This window comes from Rhodococcus huquni (assembly GCF_055231055.1).
On the sequence record NZ_JBUYWE010000002.1, the window covers coordinates 468,318 to 486,498 of the forward strand.

Below are 18,181 nucleotides of genomic sequence, written 5' to 3' on the forward strand. Positions count from 1 at the left end.
CCGGACAGGCCGAAATCCGGGTTCGGGGCCGAATCTCCGTGGTACGGAATTTACTTCGCCACCATCCGTGGTTTGCATTCCTCTGATTCACTCCCATTCTGTTGCCAGAAGGGCGCGCATCCAGGGGAGGAATGCCGACAGTGCACAAACTGACATCCGCGCAGTCTGCGATGCTCTTTCAGCAGCTGTCAGATGCCGACGACATCGGAAACAACGTTGTTGCATCGGTTCTCGTGAGCACCTCCGCTGATGACGCCATGTTCGAGGAGGCACTGCGAAGGGCGTTGAAACGCCACCCACTGCTCACTACGCGAATCGTTTCCGACGACGACGGGTTCGGATACGACTTTGTGCGGGTGACCGAGGGCCGGTCCCTCCCACTCGATGTCTTGCAAGTGCCGGACGTGTTGGACCGCTCCGTACGAGAGAACCTTGCTTGTTCAACCACAATGCCTTTCGCGGTACTGGACGAGCCCCTGGCCAGGTTTCATATCCGCATCGACGGCCGAAAGGCAGCTGTCGTTGCAGTACTGCATCACGCGATGATCGACGTGGTGAGCGCACCATTGGTGCTGACCGAAATGTTCGCCGAACTGCACCCCCTCGAATTCGGGAGGGAAGGATTTCATCTGGTCGCGGGCGCCGACTTCACCGAGTTCGTCGCCCAGGAACAGACGTATCTGGAGTCCGCCGACACCGAGATCGACCGGGAATACTGGGAACAACGGTTGGCGGCATACGAAACGGACCTCACGAGGGCCGTCGGCTCACTGGCCTCGCGCGATACGCCCGTCGATCCACTCGAGTCATGGGTGCGGTTCGAGCTGAATCCTGAAGCGGCCGAATCGATACGCGGGAGATCCGCGAAGGTCGCAGTGTCGCCTGCAGCGGCTTTCCTTGCCGCATACGTTCGAGCACTTGCGGTGGTGGCCGATACCGATGACGTAGCAGTGGGGCTGCCAGTTCTGCGGCGCGACGAGAACTTCGGAACGACACTCGGCAGCTTCACCCACATGTCGGTGGTGCGGGCGCAGGCGACCGACGACATCGATGCCGATCTGGTTGCGGCCGGTCGTGAAATTCAGTCTGCGAAAGCTCACGGTCGCCTGCCGATCACCGAACTCCTCGGGCTCGCCACCTCATCCGGTGAGGTCGTGGAGACGACGTTCCTGTACGAGCCCTCGTACATGGCCCTCGGAACCGCGTTCGTCCTCGGCGACGAGTTCGAACTGGACATGTCGCACTACCTCGCGCATCCGTATCCAGTGCCCGGGCAAGTTGCGCAGTTCCCGTTCCGATTCCAAGCCGGGTATGTACACGGGCGGTACGTCTGTGCTGTGCACTTCGACTCGGAGAACGTCTCGCGAGGCCAGGCACGTCATCTGGCAGAAATGATCGTCGACGAGGTGCGCACGCTGACCGAGGGTCGAGGAAGCATCGAGTTCGTCGCGCCAGGACGGTCGACGGCCGGATGGGTTCACCCGGCAGTCTCGTCGTCGCCGCATGCTCTGCCCGAGCCGGTGATCGAGCGCATTGCGAACGTGGCGCGGCGAAACCCGGACTCACCTGCGGTGCGGTGTCGGACCGAGACTCTGTCTTATGGAGAGCTCTACGCGCGGGCCGCCGCGCTGTCGGTGCGGATCACGCCCTCCAGTGATGGTCCGGTCTGCGTGATGCTTCCCAAGGGCCTCGATGCGATCGTGGCGATTCTGGGCGTGATGCTTGCCGGGCAGCCGTTCGTCGTGGTCGATCCGGCGTACCCGCACGAACGCCGGTCCCGCATGCTCGGATCAGGTGTCTCGGGTGTGGTCACGGACTCCGCCGGCGTGGGCGAGGTGCGCTCGTCGTATGCCGGGCCGGTGTGGTGTGTGGACGACACGGCCGGCGCTCCGGTCATGTCAGCGTTGCCTCCGGTCGATCCCGATGCCATCGCGTATGTGGTTTTCACCTCGGGCACGACCGGGATTCCGAAGCGTGTCGCCGTCACACACGGCGCTCTCGCTCGGTCGACCGGTGCGCGAGATCAGGTATATGCCACTGCACCCGAGCGCTTTCTGCATCTGTCGTCGCTGTCGTTCGACAGTGCGTACGCGGGGTTGTTCTGGACGCTCGCGACCGGTGGTGAACTGGTGCTTCTCGATATGGCGACGTCGCCTTCCGTGGCCGACATCGAGGCCGTGATCAATGAACGGCGGGTCACGCACATGCTGGCGATTCCGTCTCTCTACCTCTCCCTACTCGAGGTCGGCGACGCGGCAGCGCTCGACTCGCTCCGGCAGGTCGTGGTGGCCGGAGAAGAGTGTCCCGCCGTCGTGCGCGACACTCATCGGCGACTACTGTCGAATGTCGCGCTGGCCAACGAATACGGCCCCTCGGAAGCGGCCGTATGGGCGACGTTCGAGCGCCTGGAACGCACGACGGGTGAGATCACCATCGGACGGCCCATCCCCGGTGTGAGGGTCGAGATACTGGACGAGTCCTTCCGCCCGGTGGCTGATGGTGAATCCGGAGAGCTGTACATCGCCGACAATCTCGCGATCGGGTACCTCGGTGGCGCACGCGCGACCGCGTCGGCGTTCGTTCCCGATCCCGAATCGACGGTCGGCGGCAGGCTGTACGCAACGGGAGACCGCGTACGGAGTGACGCCGATGGTCGACTGCAGTTCCTGGGCCGAATAGACGACCAGATCAAGGTGCAGGGATTTCGGGTCGAGCCACGCGAAGTGGAAGCCGTATTCGCCGATGCGACCGGGGCCGTGGCGATCGTGGTGGCACCGCTGCTCGGCGGCCCGGACGGTCGACGTGTTCTCGTTGCGGTCGTCGATCGGCGCACATCGGAGTCCCTGGACGCAGACGGCGTGCGGCGCGAACTGGCCAGACGTCTTCCTCCTTACATGGTGCCCTCGAGATTCGTTGCACTCGAGAACATTCCGCGCACTGCGAACGGGAAGCTCGATCGTGAGCTGATCGCCCAACTCGCCGGTAGGGATTTGGAGGGCGGAACGCCGGAAAGCGATTCGACCGCGCCGGAGCTTCCGGTCCCGGCGGCCCCGAAACACGTGGACGTCGTAGTGGCAGCGGTGACGCGGGCCCTCGGTGGCACGGTGGACGAGACCTCCTCGTTCGTCGATCAGGGTGGCGATTCGATCGCAGCCATGCGGGCGGTCGGCTATCTGCACCGGCGCGGCGTCAAACTCTCGCCTGCTCGATTGCTTTCACAGGAAGCGATCGGAGATATAGCGGCCGACGTGACCGGAGTGCCCGGTGGAGGCCCGAGCCGAATCGCCGAGTCCCTGTCGATGGACTGGACCTCGACAACACGGATTCCGATGACTCGCAACCAACGAGCCATGCTGCTTCACAGCGCTGCGGCTCCCGAGTCCGGCGTCTACGTCGAGCAGTTGGTCCTGGACCTCGCGGGAGTGATCGACAGGCCGCGCCTCGCCGATGCCTGGCGCGAGGTGTTCGCCGCACACCCGACGCTCTTCGCGAACGCCGACCGAGGCCTCGAACACTTGCGAACAGATGGGGAAGCGAGCGTCGTACCCATCTCGGTGGACCCGCTCGAGCTCGCCGGAGCCGACGAGGACGTGTGGAGCGACTGGCTGGCCGGGGACCGCAGCACGGGGTTCCGGGTGGAACGTGATGTGCTGTCGCGAGTCACGCTGGCCGACGGGCCGTCGGGAACCCGTTGTGTTTGGACCCACCACCATGCGATCGCAGACGGCTGGTCACTTCCGATCGTGGTCGGCGACCTGTGCGCCGTCTACAGCGGGCGTGGTGTGCAGTCCGTCCGGTTCGACCATGCGGCGTATGCGGCCCAGCGAACCGAGCTGTCGCCTTCTCGGTCCGATATCACCGTCGACGAAATTCTGCCCGCAGCAGTGCCCCCCGATCGGGCGGCGGCCGAAGGGCGTCGCACGGTCGATCTCGAGCCGACCACCGACCTGGCCGCGATCGCGGAACGGTGCGCCGTCACTCCGGGTGCTGTGGTCAACGCGGCGTGGTCGTTGACGCTGGCCGCGGTGTTCGGCCTTGAACAGGTCGGTCACGGAACGATCGCGAGTGGACGCGACCTCTCGGTGCCCGGAATGGAAGACGCAGTAGGGCTGTTCATCAGGATCGCCGACCTCACCGCCCGCTGGCCTCGAGGTGCGCAGGCGCTCGACGTCGTGCGAACGATCGGCGAGCAACTGGCGAAACAGCTCGGCTCGGATGCGGTGGCGGGTTCGGGCCGGACCGACACCTTGGTGGTGGTGGAGAACTATCCACTGGACCCGAGCGCCTTCGACTTCGGGCCGGACGTCGAACTCGTCCACGCGGACCTGCTCGAGCACACCGAGTTTGCTCTCGTGCTGCAGGTGCGTGAATGGCCGAGCGTGCAGTGGCTACTGCACGTGGACCCACAGCGTGTCGACTCGGCTGTCGCCGAAACCGTTGCGGCCGTGTTCGTTCGTGTCCTCGACGCCTTCGCCACCATCAACGCCACGACATCCGTCGCGGAGCTGGTCGATCCCTCGATGCTTTCCGTCCTCGAATCCGAAGGCGGCGAAGGGGACGACCTCCTGGCGCGGATCGCGCATCAGGCGTCGCGGCGACCGAATGCGAGAGCGGTCGTGTACGAGGGTGAAGTGGTCGACTACGCAACGCTTGATCGGCAAAGACGTTCCAAGGCCGAAGAACTCGTGGCGGCAGGTGTCCGTGCCGGTGACGTCGTCGCGGTTCGGGTCGACCCCGATCACGAACCTGTATCGGCATTGCTCGCGGTGCGTACGATCGGGGCGACCTGGCTGGTGGTCGATCGAGGCACGCCGGCCGCACGCAGCGAGTCCATGCTGCTTGCCTCCCGAGCCCGCTGGTCCATCCGGTTCGATACCCACGGCATGGTGATCGACGGACCGAGCACGGAGAACTCCGGTGGCGGATTCGCATACACAGTCTTCACATCCGGAACAACTGGAGAACCCAAGTGCATCGCAGTCCCGTCCGAGGCGCTGAACGCGCACCTCGAGGCGATCTGCGCCCGGTTCGACTATCGCGAATCCGACACCGTCCTGGTGTTCGGTTCCTTGGCATTCGATGCGTCGCTCGAGCAATTGTTCGGCGGCCTGTACGCGGGCGGCACCACCGTATTTCGCCTACGAACGATGCTGGAACCAGACGCAGTGGCCGACCTCATCGCTGCAGAGGGGGTCACGGTGTTCAACCCGCCGACCGGGTATTGGCGCCGATTCGGGCCCGCAGTCTCCGCGGCCGACACCCGGGTGCGGACAATCCGTACGGTCGTCGTGGGAGGCGAGGCTTTCGCCGGGTGGATGGCGGACGGCTGGCTCCACGAGCGTGTTCGATTCTGGAATGCGTACGGCCCGACCGAAGCCGTCGTGACCGCTCTGACCGAACGCGTAGACGCAAGCGGTGGACTGGTGGGAATCGGCCGCCCCAGCGGCGAACGTTCGGCGTACGTGCTGGGTCCGGATCTCGAACCGGTGGCACGTGGCGTAGTTGGGGACCTCTGGCTGGGCGGCACTTCGCTCGCCACGGGATACGTGGGAGATTCGAGAACGACGGCAGACGTATTCCTTCCTGACTCGCTCACGTACCGGGCCGGGGCGCGCATGTATCGAACCGGGGATCTGGCGCGTGTCGGCCCCGACGGCAGCATCGTCTACCTGGGGCGTTCGGATCGCCAGACCAAGATCCGTGGGTACCGCGTGGATCCCGTGGAAGTCGAGCGGGCTGTTCTCGAGACCGACCGTGTCGCCGCCGCGCGGGTGTTCAGGACCACCTCCGAGGCAGGGGTCGAGGCACGACTCGAGTGTGCAGTCGTGCTGTCCGAGAAGTCCGTGGCTGTCGACGACATCGGGGACCGGCTTCGCCGAGATCTTGCCGAGCGGCTTCCGTCGTACCTCGTGCCCGCCGCGATTCACGAAGTGGAGGCACTACCACTCACACCCAACGGGAAGGTCGACGACGATGCGATTCGATCGTCGGTCGCCACTGTCGCCGCCCCACCCGACATCGTCCGCACCGTAACCAGCGACGTATCTCACTCGGCGGTGGAGGTGATACTTCGTGACGCTCTACGGGCCGTCGTGGGCGACATGGACCGGACGACCGGATTCCTCACCGCAGGAGGCGATTCGCTCCGCGCCCTCGAGGTCACGGCCCGCGCACGTCGACATGGTGTGATCGTGGAAGCGCGAGCTCTCCTCGCCGACGCGAACCTCGGCGCCCTGGTCGACTGCGCACGGGTCGACCCGACCACTACGAGCAGTGGTACCCAGCCTCCGGTCAGTGCATTGCTTCCTCCTGCGGTGCACTGGTTCCGCGAACGCGTGCGCAGAGATCGAATCCCTTTGCGCTGGAACATGGCGGTGCGGATCGATCTCGACAGTCGACCGTCGCTGGGTGAGTTGGAATCCGCGGTGGCGGCAGTCGTTGCGGCACACCCGATGCTCGGCACCCGACTCACAGTGGACGAGGCCGGCGGGTGGTCGTTCGTTCACGCAGACGAGCAGCACCTGGTTCAGGGGTTCGACACGACTTCCGGCGAGATCGAGAACGCGTGCACCTACGTCTTCGGCAAGCTCAGTCGAAGAATCGATGTGTCGCAGGGCATTCCGATCGGATTCGGGCTCGTGAGGGCACTCGACTCCGGTAGGACATCGATCATCGTCGTCGCACATCACTTCGTCATGGACGTGGTGTCGCTGCACATCGTCACGGCCGACTTGTGCGAGGCGTTGACGGACCTGACTGCCGGTGACGCGCCGGCGCTCGAGCCGGAGTACACGAGCGTGCACGAATGGGTGTCATGGCTGATGTCGCTCGCCGGCGGTGACCGGGCGGCCGCGGAGGCTGCAGCCGTTCACCGTGGTGCACCGGTCGACCCGTCGGCCCCGTTGGTGACGGGGACCGAGGGAGAAGCCACGCGCAGGCTCGTCGCGCTCTCTCTCGAACGGGTCGAAGACGCCGCGGCCAGGCTGGGAGCCACCCTCGAAGAAGTGCTGGTGCTGCTGGGCGTCCGGGCCTACGCGACCGTCGAACAGGCACAGCGAGTCGTCGTGGAACTCGAGAGCCACGGTCGGGACCTGGACGTGGAAGATCTCGACCTCACCAGGACTGTCGGCTGGCTTACCGGCCTCGTCGCCTTTTCTGTCGACGAGGCATCTCCAGCTCGGCAGCTCACCGAGGTGCGCGGACGGAGACGGTTCGTAGGTCGATCGGCGCAACGCGTGGCGGCCCTGCGGTACTACGGGGGCCGCGCCGAAGATGCCGGCGGTGCGGACATCGGTGTGAACTTCGTCGGAAGGCTCGATTCGCCGTCGGCGGAGTTCGTGGTCACCCCCTACGGTGCGGGGCGCCTGCGCTCGGGTGAGCTACCTCGTCCGGTGAAGGTGGCGATCGACGCGTGGATCGACGGCTCGGACTTTCACATCGCCGTCGAGCACCACGAGGAACATTCGGCTGCGGAATATGCGTGCGCATTCGCGGCCGCGCTGGACGAGATCGCAGCGGAAACAGAGGCTCCTGTCACCTCGGGTCTGTGCGGCCCGGATCTCGCCGGAAACGACCTCGCGTCGATCGTGCGGACCTTCGGAGCACTCGACCACGTGGCCCCGCTCACCGCGACACAGGAAGCGATGTACCTGCGATCGCTGTCCGACGGCCTGGCCGGCGCGTACATGGAGCAGGTGGTCGTTCGTCTACCAGCGCTGGTCGACTCACGTCGCCTGGGAAAGGCGCTGGAGTCCGCTTCGCGCCGGTACCCGCTTCTTCGGGGCGCAGTCGAATGGGGACTCGGCAGTGAAGCCGTCCTCGTCGTCCCCCGGGACAGGGTCGTCGACATCTCGTATGCAGAGGTGGGGGACGTCGGCGACGCCTCCGCCGAGGTCGCGGCTCTCGGTGCGTCGGAATGCCGGGAACTGTTCCGGGCGCGGATCGTGGGCGGATCCGACCCGACCCTCACGCTTACCTACCACCATCTGGTGACGGACGGCTGGTCGTTGTCGACCATCCTCGGCTACGTCGAGGACGCGTACACCGAGCGCGAACCGGTGGGCGTGGAGCCGGACCGCCGCATGCTCGATCACATGATCGTGTCACGCTCGGCCGGATCCGGTCCCGTGACTCGGGGGACGGCTGATGCCGTCGTGATGCCTCGCTTCGAGGCGATTCCTACCGTCGCCGCAGCGGTGCGGAATGTCGACGTGACGGCGGTACTCCCACGCGAGGGTGCTCAGCGGTTGCGGCGCGTCGCGGCCGCGCACGGTGTCACCTTCGCGGCGGTCGTCCACGCGGCGTGGGCCGTAACGACCCTGTGCGGCGCCGACGGAACCACTGCACGTTTCGGCAGCACGAGCCAATCCCGACCCGCGGGGCACGAGGGTGCGCCCGGCATGTACATCCGCAGTCGTGCACTGGAGATCACCGTCGATCCGGATACCGAACTCGATGTGCTCCTTGCCGGCGTACACGCGGTCCTACAGGACTCGACACCGCTGCCCTCCACGCCGCAGGAGACCGTGGTGTGTACCACCAGCGACGGCGACTATCGATGCGCGCTGATCGTCGACGACGCGAGGGGCTCCAGCGGAGTGACGACCTTTCTCGGCGAACCCGTCGACGTCGTGTCGTCGCGCGAACGTACCGGACTCCCGTTGACGCTCACGGTGATCGACGACGTGGACGGCGCAGGTTCGGTGGAAGTGACCGCCAACTGCGATACCGCACACGTCGACCCGCGTGCAGGGGAGGTGATCGTCGCCCGGTTCGTGGACGTGCTCAGGGCATTTCGTGACGACACCGCGTCGGTCGACGACCTCGTCGCGCCGACCGATCATGCCGTCTCCGGCGGCCGCCAGATCTCGGGAGAATCATGACTTTCGATACCGACCGACGACAGGTCACCGTCCCGACACTCCAGTGCGACGGAGAGTCGGAGAACTGGCTGGAACGCAACCTCGACGAGGTGCGGGGCGCCTACGCGGAGTTCGGCGCGGTCCGTCTGCGAAGACTGGGCGAGGCGGTTTCCCGGTTCGACGACTTCGTCACCGCCATCACCGAGGAAGCCCTTCAGACCTACCAGGGCGGTGCGACGCCTCGTCGGGATCTGGGAGGCAACGTGTATTCGTCGACCGAGTTCGCGGCCGAGTACTCGATCGATCTGCACTCCGAGATGGCCTATTCCAGGACGTGGCCCCGGCACCTGGGCTTCTGCTGTATCGAAGCGTCGAGCACCGGCGGCGCAACTCCGATCGCTCCCACCGACCTTGCCGCCGAACGTATCCCGGACGCCGTATCGGCTGCTCTCGCAGAGAAGGGGGTGCGGTATCGGCGGACATTTCATCCGATGCTCGGTGAGGACTGGCGTGCGGTCTACGAGGTCGACGACGTGAAGGATCTGGAGCAGGCTGTCGCGGTTCGGGGCGAGGTGCTCGAATCGGACTCCGTGGACGCCGTGGCCACCTCGATAGTTCTACCCGCATTCCTCGACGTGGACGGGCGCAGTAGCTGGTTCAACCAGGCCGTCGCCTTCAACAGTCGCACCCTGCCCGCCGACGTGCGGGAGGACCTCGTTGCGGTCCTCGGTGCGGGTGCGGCACCCAAGGATTCCACCTACGGCGACGGACGACCGTTCACGGACTCCGACATCGTGGCGATGCGCGCCGCCGTCGACTCCGTGACCATTGCGAACCCCTGGGAAGCCGGAGATCTGCTGGTGATCGACAACCGCCGTTTCGCGCACGGCCGTGAGCCGTACACGGGCACGCGCGACATTCGAGTGTGCATGACGGGAGCCGGGAATTGGCCGACACCGATCCCGCCCGAGGGCGACACCGATATCGACCGAGGAGCGAACACACTATGAGCAGTCGACGAGTGGCCAGGGCTCTGGCCGGCGCCTGGCTCGAGCACGCCGAAGCGACCTGTGCAATGCAGGTACGCGGTGGTGTGGTCCCGAGAACGGCCCGGCAGGTGGAATCGATTGTCGTGCAGTCACTACTGCCGTTCGTGCTCGGCCCGGGCGAGAGTGAATTGACGGAGCTGGTGACGGTGAAGGTCATTGCGGATCGCGACGGGGCCCCGACCGCCACTTCGCTGATCGACGTCGCTCTGATCGTGGACGGTGCCGCGCCCTCCGGTCGTTCGCTGCGCGAGGTCGTGATTCGTTGCGAGCAATCGGGTTTCGGTTTGGACGACGTCATAGTGCGATCGATGGGTGCCGCGATTGCTCGCGGATTCGGCGCCGAGTCCGAGGAGCTCACGGAGCCGGACGTGGAGCCGAGTGCGGGCTGGAGCCCTCGCGACATCGTCGATCGCATTCTCGATGTGGCGCGAAGCAGCCCGAGTCGACGAGCAATCAGTGGCGACTACGGGGCGGTTGGATACGGGGATCTCGTTCACCGAGCACAACGCCGCGCTGAGGCGTTGGACGCGAGCGGGGCACCGGCCGTCGTCACCGTACTGTACGACCGTTCGGCGGACGCGGTGATCGAGATGCTGGGCGTATTGCTCAGTGGACGTGCGTACGCGCTGCTCGCGCCATCCGACAGCGCCACCTACAACGCAGACCTCGCACGGTGGGTGGGCGCGACGTCGACCGAGGCCGGAGCACTGGCGGCGTACGTGTCCTTGACCTCGGGAACGACCGGGCGGCCGAAGGCGATCGTCGTCGAGCGAGCGCAGCTGTCCGCGTACTGCATGTTTCTCGAGACGGCTGGTATCTGCGGGCCCGAAGTGACGATGCCGGCGCTGAGCGCTCCCGGATTCGATGCGATCGTGAAGCAGATCTGGGGTCAACTGGGCGCGGGCGGCGAGGTACGGCTTCCAGGGACAGACGACCTGATTCTCGAAATCGAGAAGTCCCTGCGTATCGAAGGTGTCGCGATCAACACAGTGCCGACCGTGTGGCGACAGGTACTCGAGACGGTGGCCGAAGTCGACTTTCCACAGTCCGGAACCCTCCTACTGGGTGGCGAGGCTCTCGAGTCGGAGCTCGTGGCGCGTACTCACGAGCTATGGCCGGGCGCTGTGGTTGTGAATCTGTACGGACCATCCGAATGCACCTCCAACGCAACCTGGTTCAGGGGCTGCGAGGCAACACGAGACGTAGTCCCGATCGGTGAGGCGGTAGCGGGATCCCGCACTGCGGTTCTCGGCGACGATCTTGTACCGGTGCCGATAGGCGCGATCGGTGAGCTGCACGTCGCGGGTGATTGTGTGAGCCGGGGCTATCTCGGCGACCCGCGAAGCACAGCGGCGGCGTATCTGCCGGACGCGGGCGACACCACAGGGCGTGGTGGGCGGATGTATGCGACGGGAGATCTCGTTCGCCGAACCGCAGCGGGGCTGGTCCACCTCGGCCGGGTCGATTCCCAGCAGAAGGTGAACGGTGTCCGAGTCGATGTCGAGACGTTGCGCCGTGATCTGCTCTCCGTCGACGGCGTCGACGAAGCAGCGGTGACGGCGGGCAACGGCTCGCTGGACGTGTTCGTCGCACCGGAAGTGGTCGCGAACGAGGTCACGGCGTACGCGAGGCGTCATTGGCGTTCGGAAATAGGTGGTGCGCAGGTTCACGGTGTGGCGGCTCTTCCTCGTACTGCCTCGGGAAAGTTGGATGCGGCCGCCTTGCGGAGAACAATCGAGGACACGGCTCCGGGGGCCGCGGCCGAACACGACACGGACGCCCCCGAGCCACACCGGGTCATGCGTGTCATCTGGAGCAATGTTCTGGGCGATACCTTGCCGCTCACGCGGGCCAGCGCGCTCGTCGACCTGGGTGGCAACTCCATGAAGCGCCTCAAGCTTGTCGCTTTGTACCGTCGAATCCTCCGTGTGGAGGTCTCCCTCGACGACTTCGCCGAGCGTCACACGCTGGGCGACCACGAGGACTTCCTGATCGATCGGGTAGACCGCGATCACCTGGACGAGTTGACCAGAACGCTGGAACCTGCCCGATGACCACTCCACTGTCTGCGGACTCCGAGTTGGCGGCGCTGCTCGAATTCTCCGACGCGGCGAGTCGCTCGTGCGACTCGGAGGCTTCGCGTGCACCGACCCGATTGAGTGAGTATCAGCGTCGAATCTGGGACGGCCACGTGGCGGGACGGAGTTCGGCCTACTCGATTCCATGCGTCGTCGAGGTGTCCGGCGGGATCGAGCTGGACCGCCTTGCGGATGCGGTTCGGGCGGTGGTTGCGGCAAACCCGGTGCTGCACTCGACTGTTCGCAGGACCGGTGACCGTTTGGAGGCCGGGGCACTGGACGGTGATCTGATCGTCGAGCGCATCGCGGGAGTCGACGATCTGGACTCGGCGACGAAGAACGTCGTCACACGCCCTTTCGCATCCGAAGATCCCGGCTGGTTGGTTCGTGCCTGGACGTTGTCCGACCGCGCGGACGTCACGAGGCTGGTCATCGTGTTCCATCACGTAGTCATCGACGGGGCTGCGCTGTCGCTCTTCGTCGCGGATCTTCGCCGCGAGTACGAGTCTCCAGGGGCGGCCGCCGAATTCGATCGCCCTTCGTATCACTCGGTGGCACAGGGGCGTTCCGGTGCCGAGACCGGGTTCCGCTGGTGGTCCGAGCGCTTGCGATCCTGGTCCGACATCGAGATATGGAGCGCCGATGTCACCGGTCGAAGCGCGGCGGGCACTGTTACTCGGGCCGTTCTCGACGAGCCGGCCGAATCGGCCTCCCGTCGCCTCTGCGTATCCGAGGTGTCCGTGTGGGCCGCTGCAACCGCTCTCGCGCTGTCGAGAATGCTGCGCACGTCCGCGCTGTGCTTCTGGATTCCCCTCGTCAACCGGCACGAGCTGGACGAGTTCGAGGTCATGGGTCCGATGGTGGACACGGTGCCGCTCGTCGTCGAGATCGACCAGGACGCGACTCTGTCCGAGCTGACCCGGTGGATGGACGATCAGCTGTCCGCGTCACTGACGAAGACAGGTCGTCCGGTCGCCGACATCATCGACGAACTGCGAGCGGCAGATCCCGGCTACTGGCTGCCGGTCGACGTGTTCTTCAATTTCCAGGACGTGGATCGAACGGCCATCGAGGTCGGGCACGGCGAACTCCGCCCCGTGCCGATGCACACCGGCGACCTCAAGTCGGCGCTCACCGTGAGCGTGCAGTCCCGCGCGTCCTCGGACCACTGTGGAGCCGAGTTGCAGATCGAGTCTGCGGTCGTCGGGTGGGACGAAGACACCCACGACGGCTTTCGTGCGGCGGTGACCGAGTTCGTGTCGCAGCTGGACGCGGCAGGAGATCGCAGGATCGCCGATACGGAGCTCGGTGTCACCGGATGGGCGATCGAGCCCGTCGGTGGAGTTCGAAGCGTGGTCGAGGCGCTGCGTCTGCGGGCGCGGGACCGGCCCGGTGAGGTGGCGATGACGTCGACGGACGGGGCAGTGACCTGGGCAGAACTGGTGGAAAGCATCGACCGACGGGCGGCCGTGTTGGCCGAAACGGGAGTGGCTCGAGGCGACCATGTACTGCTCACGACCGAGCGGGATCTCGCGTTCGTCGCATGGGCGGGGGCGGCGATGGCGCTCGGCGCCGCGTACGTTCCCGTCGATCCGACGGCCCCACTCGAGCGCCTGGCCGAGATCGCTGCCCGAACCGGAGCCGCAGTTGCCGTGTGGGACGACGAGCGCGCCGGCGCTGTTCGGAGTCTCGATCTCGTATTCGTCGACCGGCGTGGAGAAGGGGTCGTCGGGGCGGAAGCGCCGAAGGAGCCGGCCGAGCTCGATGACGTCGCATACGTGCTCTTCACATCCGGAACCACGGGTCGCCCCAAAGGGGTTGCCGTCACGCAGCGGAACGTTCTCGCGCTCGTGGAAGCCACGGAGGGCCTCGTCGAATCCGGCGATGCGGTGTCGTGCCTGCACGCCTTCACCTTCGACTACAGCGTGTGGGAGATCTGGTGTGCGCTCGCTCATGGGGCTCGCGTCCATGTCATGGACGACGAGACCATTCGTGATCCGTTCCTTCTGACCGACGCACTCGTCGCCGCTCGGGTGACCGTGTTGTCTCTCACCAACACTGCGCTCGGGTCTCTGCTCACCGCGTGCAGGCATTCGGCGGAGTCTGCCGCAGCCCTGGGACGAACCGTCCGCCGCGTCGTGCTCGGTGGGGAAGCGGTGACCCCCGCATACGTGACGCTGTGGCGTGAATTGTGCGGGGCGGATTGCGAAGTCGTCGACATGCTCGGCGCGACCGAGACGACCGTGCACAGCACCATGAGAGTTCTGAGCGAGTTCGACGAGGACGCGGAGTCGGTCTCGGTGGGAGCACCGTTGCCCTACTGGGACGTCGTGGTGGTGGACGACGTCGGTCGTGCGCTACCGGCCGGCTGCGACGGCGAGATCACGGTGCGTGGTGCGGGCGTCTCGCTCGGATACCTGGGGCAGAGCCGGTTGACTGCCGACCGTTTCGTACCCGATCCGTTCGGCGGCGACGCGCGCGGTGCGCGCCTGTACCTCTCGGGCGATGTGGGTCGGTGGCAGATCGTGGACGGAGTGCCGATCCTGTTCTGCCACGGCCGCAAAGACGGCCAGATCAAGGTTCGCGGTCACCGCATCGAGGCGACGGGTGTCGAGCGCGTGCTCGAATCGGCAGACGGCGTGTCGCGCAGCTGTGTACTCGTCCACGAGGGCTCTCTCGTCGGCTATGTCGAACTGGTGACGAGTGGCATTCCCACCACCACGCGAGAGCGTCTCGAGGGTGTTCGAGCGTACGCATCTTCGCGTCTGGCGCCATACGAGGTGCCCGATCGATTGCACGCGGTCACCGGATTTCCCTACACGGCCAACGGAAAGCTCGATCGCGACGCAGCGCGCCTCGAGTGCTTTGTTTCGGACGGTGCGACGACGGCCGCCGAGACCGGGCGATTGGACCCGTTCGTGGTGGCGCTGGAATCGGCACTGCCGGGCGGCGAGGTGGACCTTCGCATGTCGTTCCTCGCCAACGGGGGCGATTCGATCACCGCCGTCCAGTTGGTGGGCGAGCTTCGGGCTGCGGGGGTCGGTGTGGGTGTGGGAACGGTGCTCGGCGCGGAGACACTTCTGGAACTGCGGGATTCCGTCTCGCAGGCCGCGGCGGCCGGTGTCGCGGAGGAAACAGACGAGTGGCGCAAGATGCGGACCTTCGAGATGGTGACCGAAGAAGTAGAGGACGCACTGCCTTTCGACGTCGCGGATGCGTATCCGCTGTCGGCCGCACAGCAGGGGATGCTCTATCACATCGGTCTGGATTCCGAGGTCGGCGTCTATCACAACACCGTCAGCGTCAGACTCCGCGGCGCTCTCGACCCCGCGGCCTTCCGGGTGGCGGTCGCAGACGTGGTTCGACGACACGACGTACTGAGGACGGCTGTTCGGGACGACCTCTGGGACGAACCGATCCAGGTGGTCCACCGCGAAGTGGCGACACCCTTTCGCCACGTGGACGCGACCGACGTCGATGATGTGCCGGGCCTGCTCGACGCCCTCGTCCACGAGGAGCGCCGCACCCCGTTCGACCTCGCCGTCGCACCGCTTTTTCGGATCGCCCTCGTCTCGGTGTCCGCGAACGAGAATCAGCTCGTCCTGAGTGACAATCACTTGATCCTGGACGGGTGGAGTTGGACGTCGACGTTGGCCGAGATCATCACGCGGCACAACGCACTCACCTCGCGCGATCCCGACTACGACACGACTCTTGCGCCCGATACGAGGGCTCGATTCGCTGATTTCGTTGCCGCGGAGAGATCGGCCCAGGCGTCGGACACGTCACTCGCAGCGTGGCATGGGCATCTCGACGGCGTCGCACCGAGAGCGCTGGCCGACACGTACGGGTCCGGTCCACGCACCGTGCGGCGATACCCGATCCCGATCGAGGACGCCGCCGCGCAACGTCTGGTTCTCCGGGCCCGCACCGCTCAGGTGTCGCTGCGTCACCTGGCAATGGCGGTGCACTACACGGTGTTGTCCGAGGTTTTCGACGACGACGACATTCTCTCCGGATCGACATCGAACGGCCGACTCGAGCGGCCGGGCGGAATCGACACGCGGGGAATGTTTCTCAACATGATTCCGCTGCGTGTGGAGGTCGGTGAATCGATCGACGAGACGGCTCGTCGTTGTGCTCGCGCGGAGGCGCACATGTCGCCACATCGACGAGTGCCCAATGCGGAGATCACTCGTGCTGTGGGACGCGGCCCACTGTTCGACTTCGGCTTCAACTTCGTTCAATTCCACCGCCTTGCGTCGGTGGAGAAGACCCATACGTTCGGTTCGGGTGACGACCCGCACTATTCCCGGGAGGACACCGATCTTGCCGCGATGGCCACGTTCTCCGTCCACCCGCCGAACCATCGTCTGGCGCTGATGCTCGTACTCGACGAATCGAGAATCGGCTCCGAACGGGTCGAACTTCTCCGCGAGCTGTATTCCGAGGAAATCGCCGAAGCTGCAAGCGAGTCCAACATGAAGGGTGTAGGAGAATGAAAACGCTCCTCAACGTTCTGCTGCGAGGCGGCCAGGCGATGTCGGCCGTCGCCGTCGTTGCCGGAATCGTGACGGGTGTCGCGACCATCGCGATGATCGCGATCATTACCCAATCCGTCGATACGGAGGACGGGGGAGTGCGACTGGCCCTCTTCGTCGGCGCGGCGGTGCTCGTGCTGATGTCGGGCGCGGTCGCCTCGAACGCCTTGGTACGAGTGACCCAGCGTTCGACGGATCGATTGCGTGCCAAGGTCGTGGACGACTTTCTGGCGATGCCGATGCGATCGTTCGAGAAGTACGGCTCCTCGCGGGCCCTCGCCGTTCTGACCGACGACCTCACCGCGGTGGGCCAGGCGGTGCAATCACTCCCGCTGTTGCTCATCAATTCCGTGGTCGTCGCGTGTTCCCTGATCTACGTCGGGGTGCTCTCCGTTCCGGCGCTGATCGTTCTGATCGTGGCTGGAGTTCTCGGTGCGACCGCGTACGGGTGGGCGAACGGTCGCGCCGGCATTCACATGCGGCGCGCACGTGAAGCGCAGGACGACATGCAGGCTTCCTACGCTGCCCTCACACAGGGGATGAAGGATCTCAAGCTCAGCCGGAAACTACGTACAAGTGTTGTCGGAGACGAACTGCGGGCGCACTCCTCGCGCTACGCCGACAGTGTTGTGCGTGGTTCGACCGTCAGCCTGGTCACCGGCTACTGGGGGCAGATGTTGTTCCTGGCCTGCGTCGGCGCGATCGTTTTCGCCGGAGGCTGGCTCGATATCGAGAGCAGCGACCAGTACGCGGTGGCTCTCGCGGTGCTGTACATCAACACACCGTTGGTCACTGTGCTCAACATCGCCCCCGTACTGACGCGGGCGACCGTGGCCCTCGAACGCATCCTCGATGTCGAGAAGTACGGAGTGCCGGACGAAACCGCCCGGACAGAAATCGGTCAGGCGGTATCCAGCGTGACCGACGAGCCCCGCGCTGTGATCCACGACGTCACGCTCGAGAACGTCACCTTCGAATACGAGGGCAGTGACGAGGCATTCGGCGTGGGGCCGGTGTCGCAATCGTTCGCCCGCGGAACGGTGACGTTCCTGATCGGCGGAAACGGCAGCGGCAAGAGCACCGTCGGCAAGGTCCTTGCGGGTCTCTACCCTCCGGCTTCGGGACAGCTCGTGGTCGACGGAGTGGCCCTGGGAAGCAGCGAGCGGGTCACGTACCGGGAACAGGTGAGCGCCTGTTTCGCGGATTCGTACCTGTTCGGTCGGCTGGACGGAGGTCGCCCGGATGTTGTGAAGCGTGCCGAGCGGTGGCTGACCGAACTCGCACTCGACGACCACGTCCGGCTGGTCGGGGATCGTTTCGAGTACGAGGGACTCTCCACCGGTCAGGCGAAACGCCTGGCGTTGGTCGAGATTCTCGCCGACCCCCGCGATGTCGTGATCCTCGACGAGTGGGCAGCCGAGCAGGACCCGGAACTGAGGGCCCGCTTCTACACGGAAATTCTTCCCGAACTTCGGGACGACGGCCGCATCGTCGTGGTCGTCACGCACGATGACAGGTTCTTCCACACCAGCGACGCCGGCGTGAAGCTCGAGCGCGGCGTGCATGTCGGAACTGTCGAAGCTCGCGAGCCCGTGAGCGTAACCGCCCCAACGATGTACCCGAGAGAAAGGCCAGTTCGTTGAGTACGTGGA

Annotated in this window: 5 protein-coding genes; all 5 read left to right on the forward strand. The window is 65.5% G+C overall.

The window, feature by feature from the left end; translation table 11 throughout:
- Positions 1 to 140 precede the first annotated feature (140 nt).
- Genes ACZI8R_RS05845 through ACZI8R_RS05865 form a run of 5 tightly spaced genes read left to right on the forward strand, consistent with a single transcriptional unit; the run spans position 141 to position 18,172 of the window.
- Positions 141 to 8,882 carry an AMP-binding protein gene (locus ACZI8R_RS05845; RefSeq protein ID WP_463378626.1) on the forward strand — a complete coding sequence of 2,914 codons (8,742 nt, stop codon included), beginning with the start codon at positions 141 to 143 and terminating at the stop codon, positions 8,880 to 8,882.
- Positions 8,879 to 9,871 carry a TauD/TfdA family dioxygenase gene (locus ACZI8R_RS05850; protein ID WP_463378627.1) on the forward strand — a complete coding sequence of 331 codons (993 nt, stop codon included), beginning with the start codon at positions 8,879 to 8,881 and terminating at the stop codon, positions 9,869 to 9,871. The genes ACZI8R_RS05845 and ACZI8R_RS05850 overlap by 4 nt, the downstream gene beginning before the upstream one ends.
- Complete coding sequence (locus ACZI8R_RS05855; RefSeq protein ID WP_463378628.1) at positions 9,868 to 11,964, forward strand: non-ribosomal peptide synthetase; 2,097 nt, start codon at positions 9,868 to 9,870, stop codon at positions 11,962 to 11,964. The genes ACZI8R_RS05850 and ACZI8R_RS05855 overlap by 4 nt, the downstream gene beginning before the upstream one ends.
- Positions 11,961 to 16,490: an amino acid adenylation domain-containing protein gene (locus ACZI8R_RS05860; protein WP_463378629.1), complete on the forward strand. Its 4,530-nt coding sequence runs from the start codon at positions 11,961 to 11,963 to the stop codon at positions 16,488 to 16,490. Before ACZI8R_RS05855 ends, ACZI8R_RS05860 begins: the two co-directional genes overlap by 4 nt.
- Complete coding sequence (locus tag ACZI8R_RS05865) at positions 16,487 to 18,172, forward strand: cyclic peptide export ABC transporter (protein ID WP_463378630.1); 1,686 nt, start codon at positions 16,487 to 16,489, stop codon at positions 18,170 to 18,172. The genes ACZI8R_RS05860 and ACZI8R_RS05865 overlap by 4 nt, the downstream gene beginning before the upstream one ends.
- Positions 18,173 to 18,181: the final 9 nt, after the last annotated feature.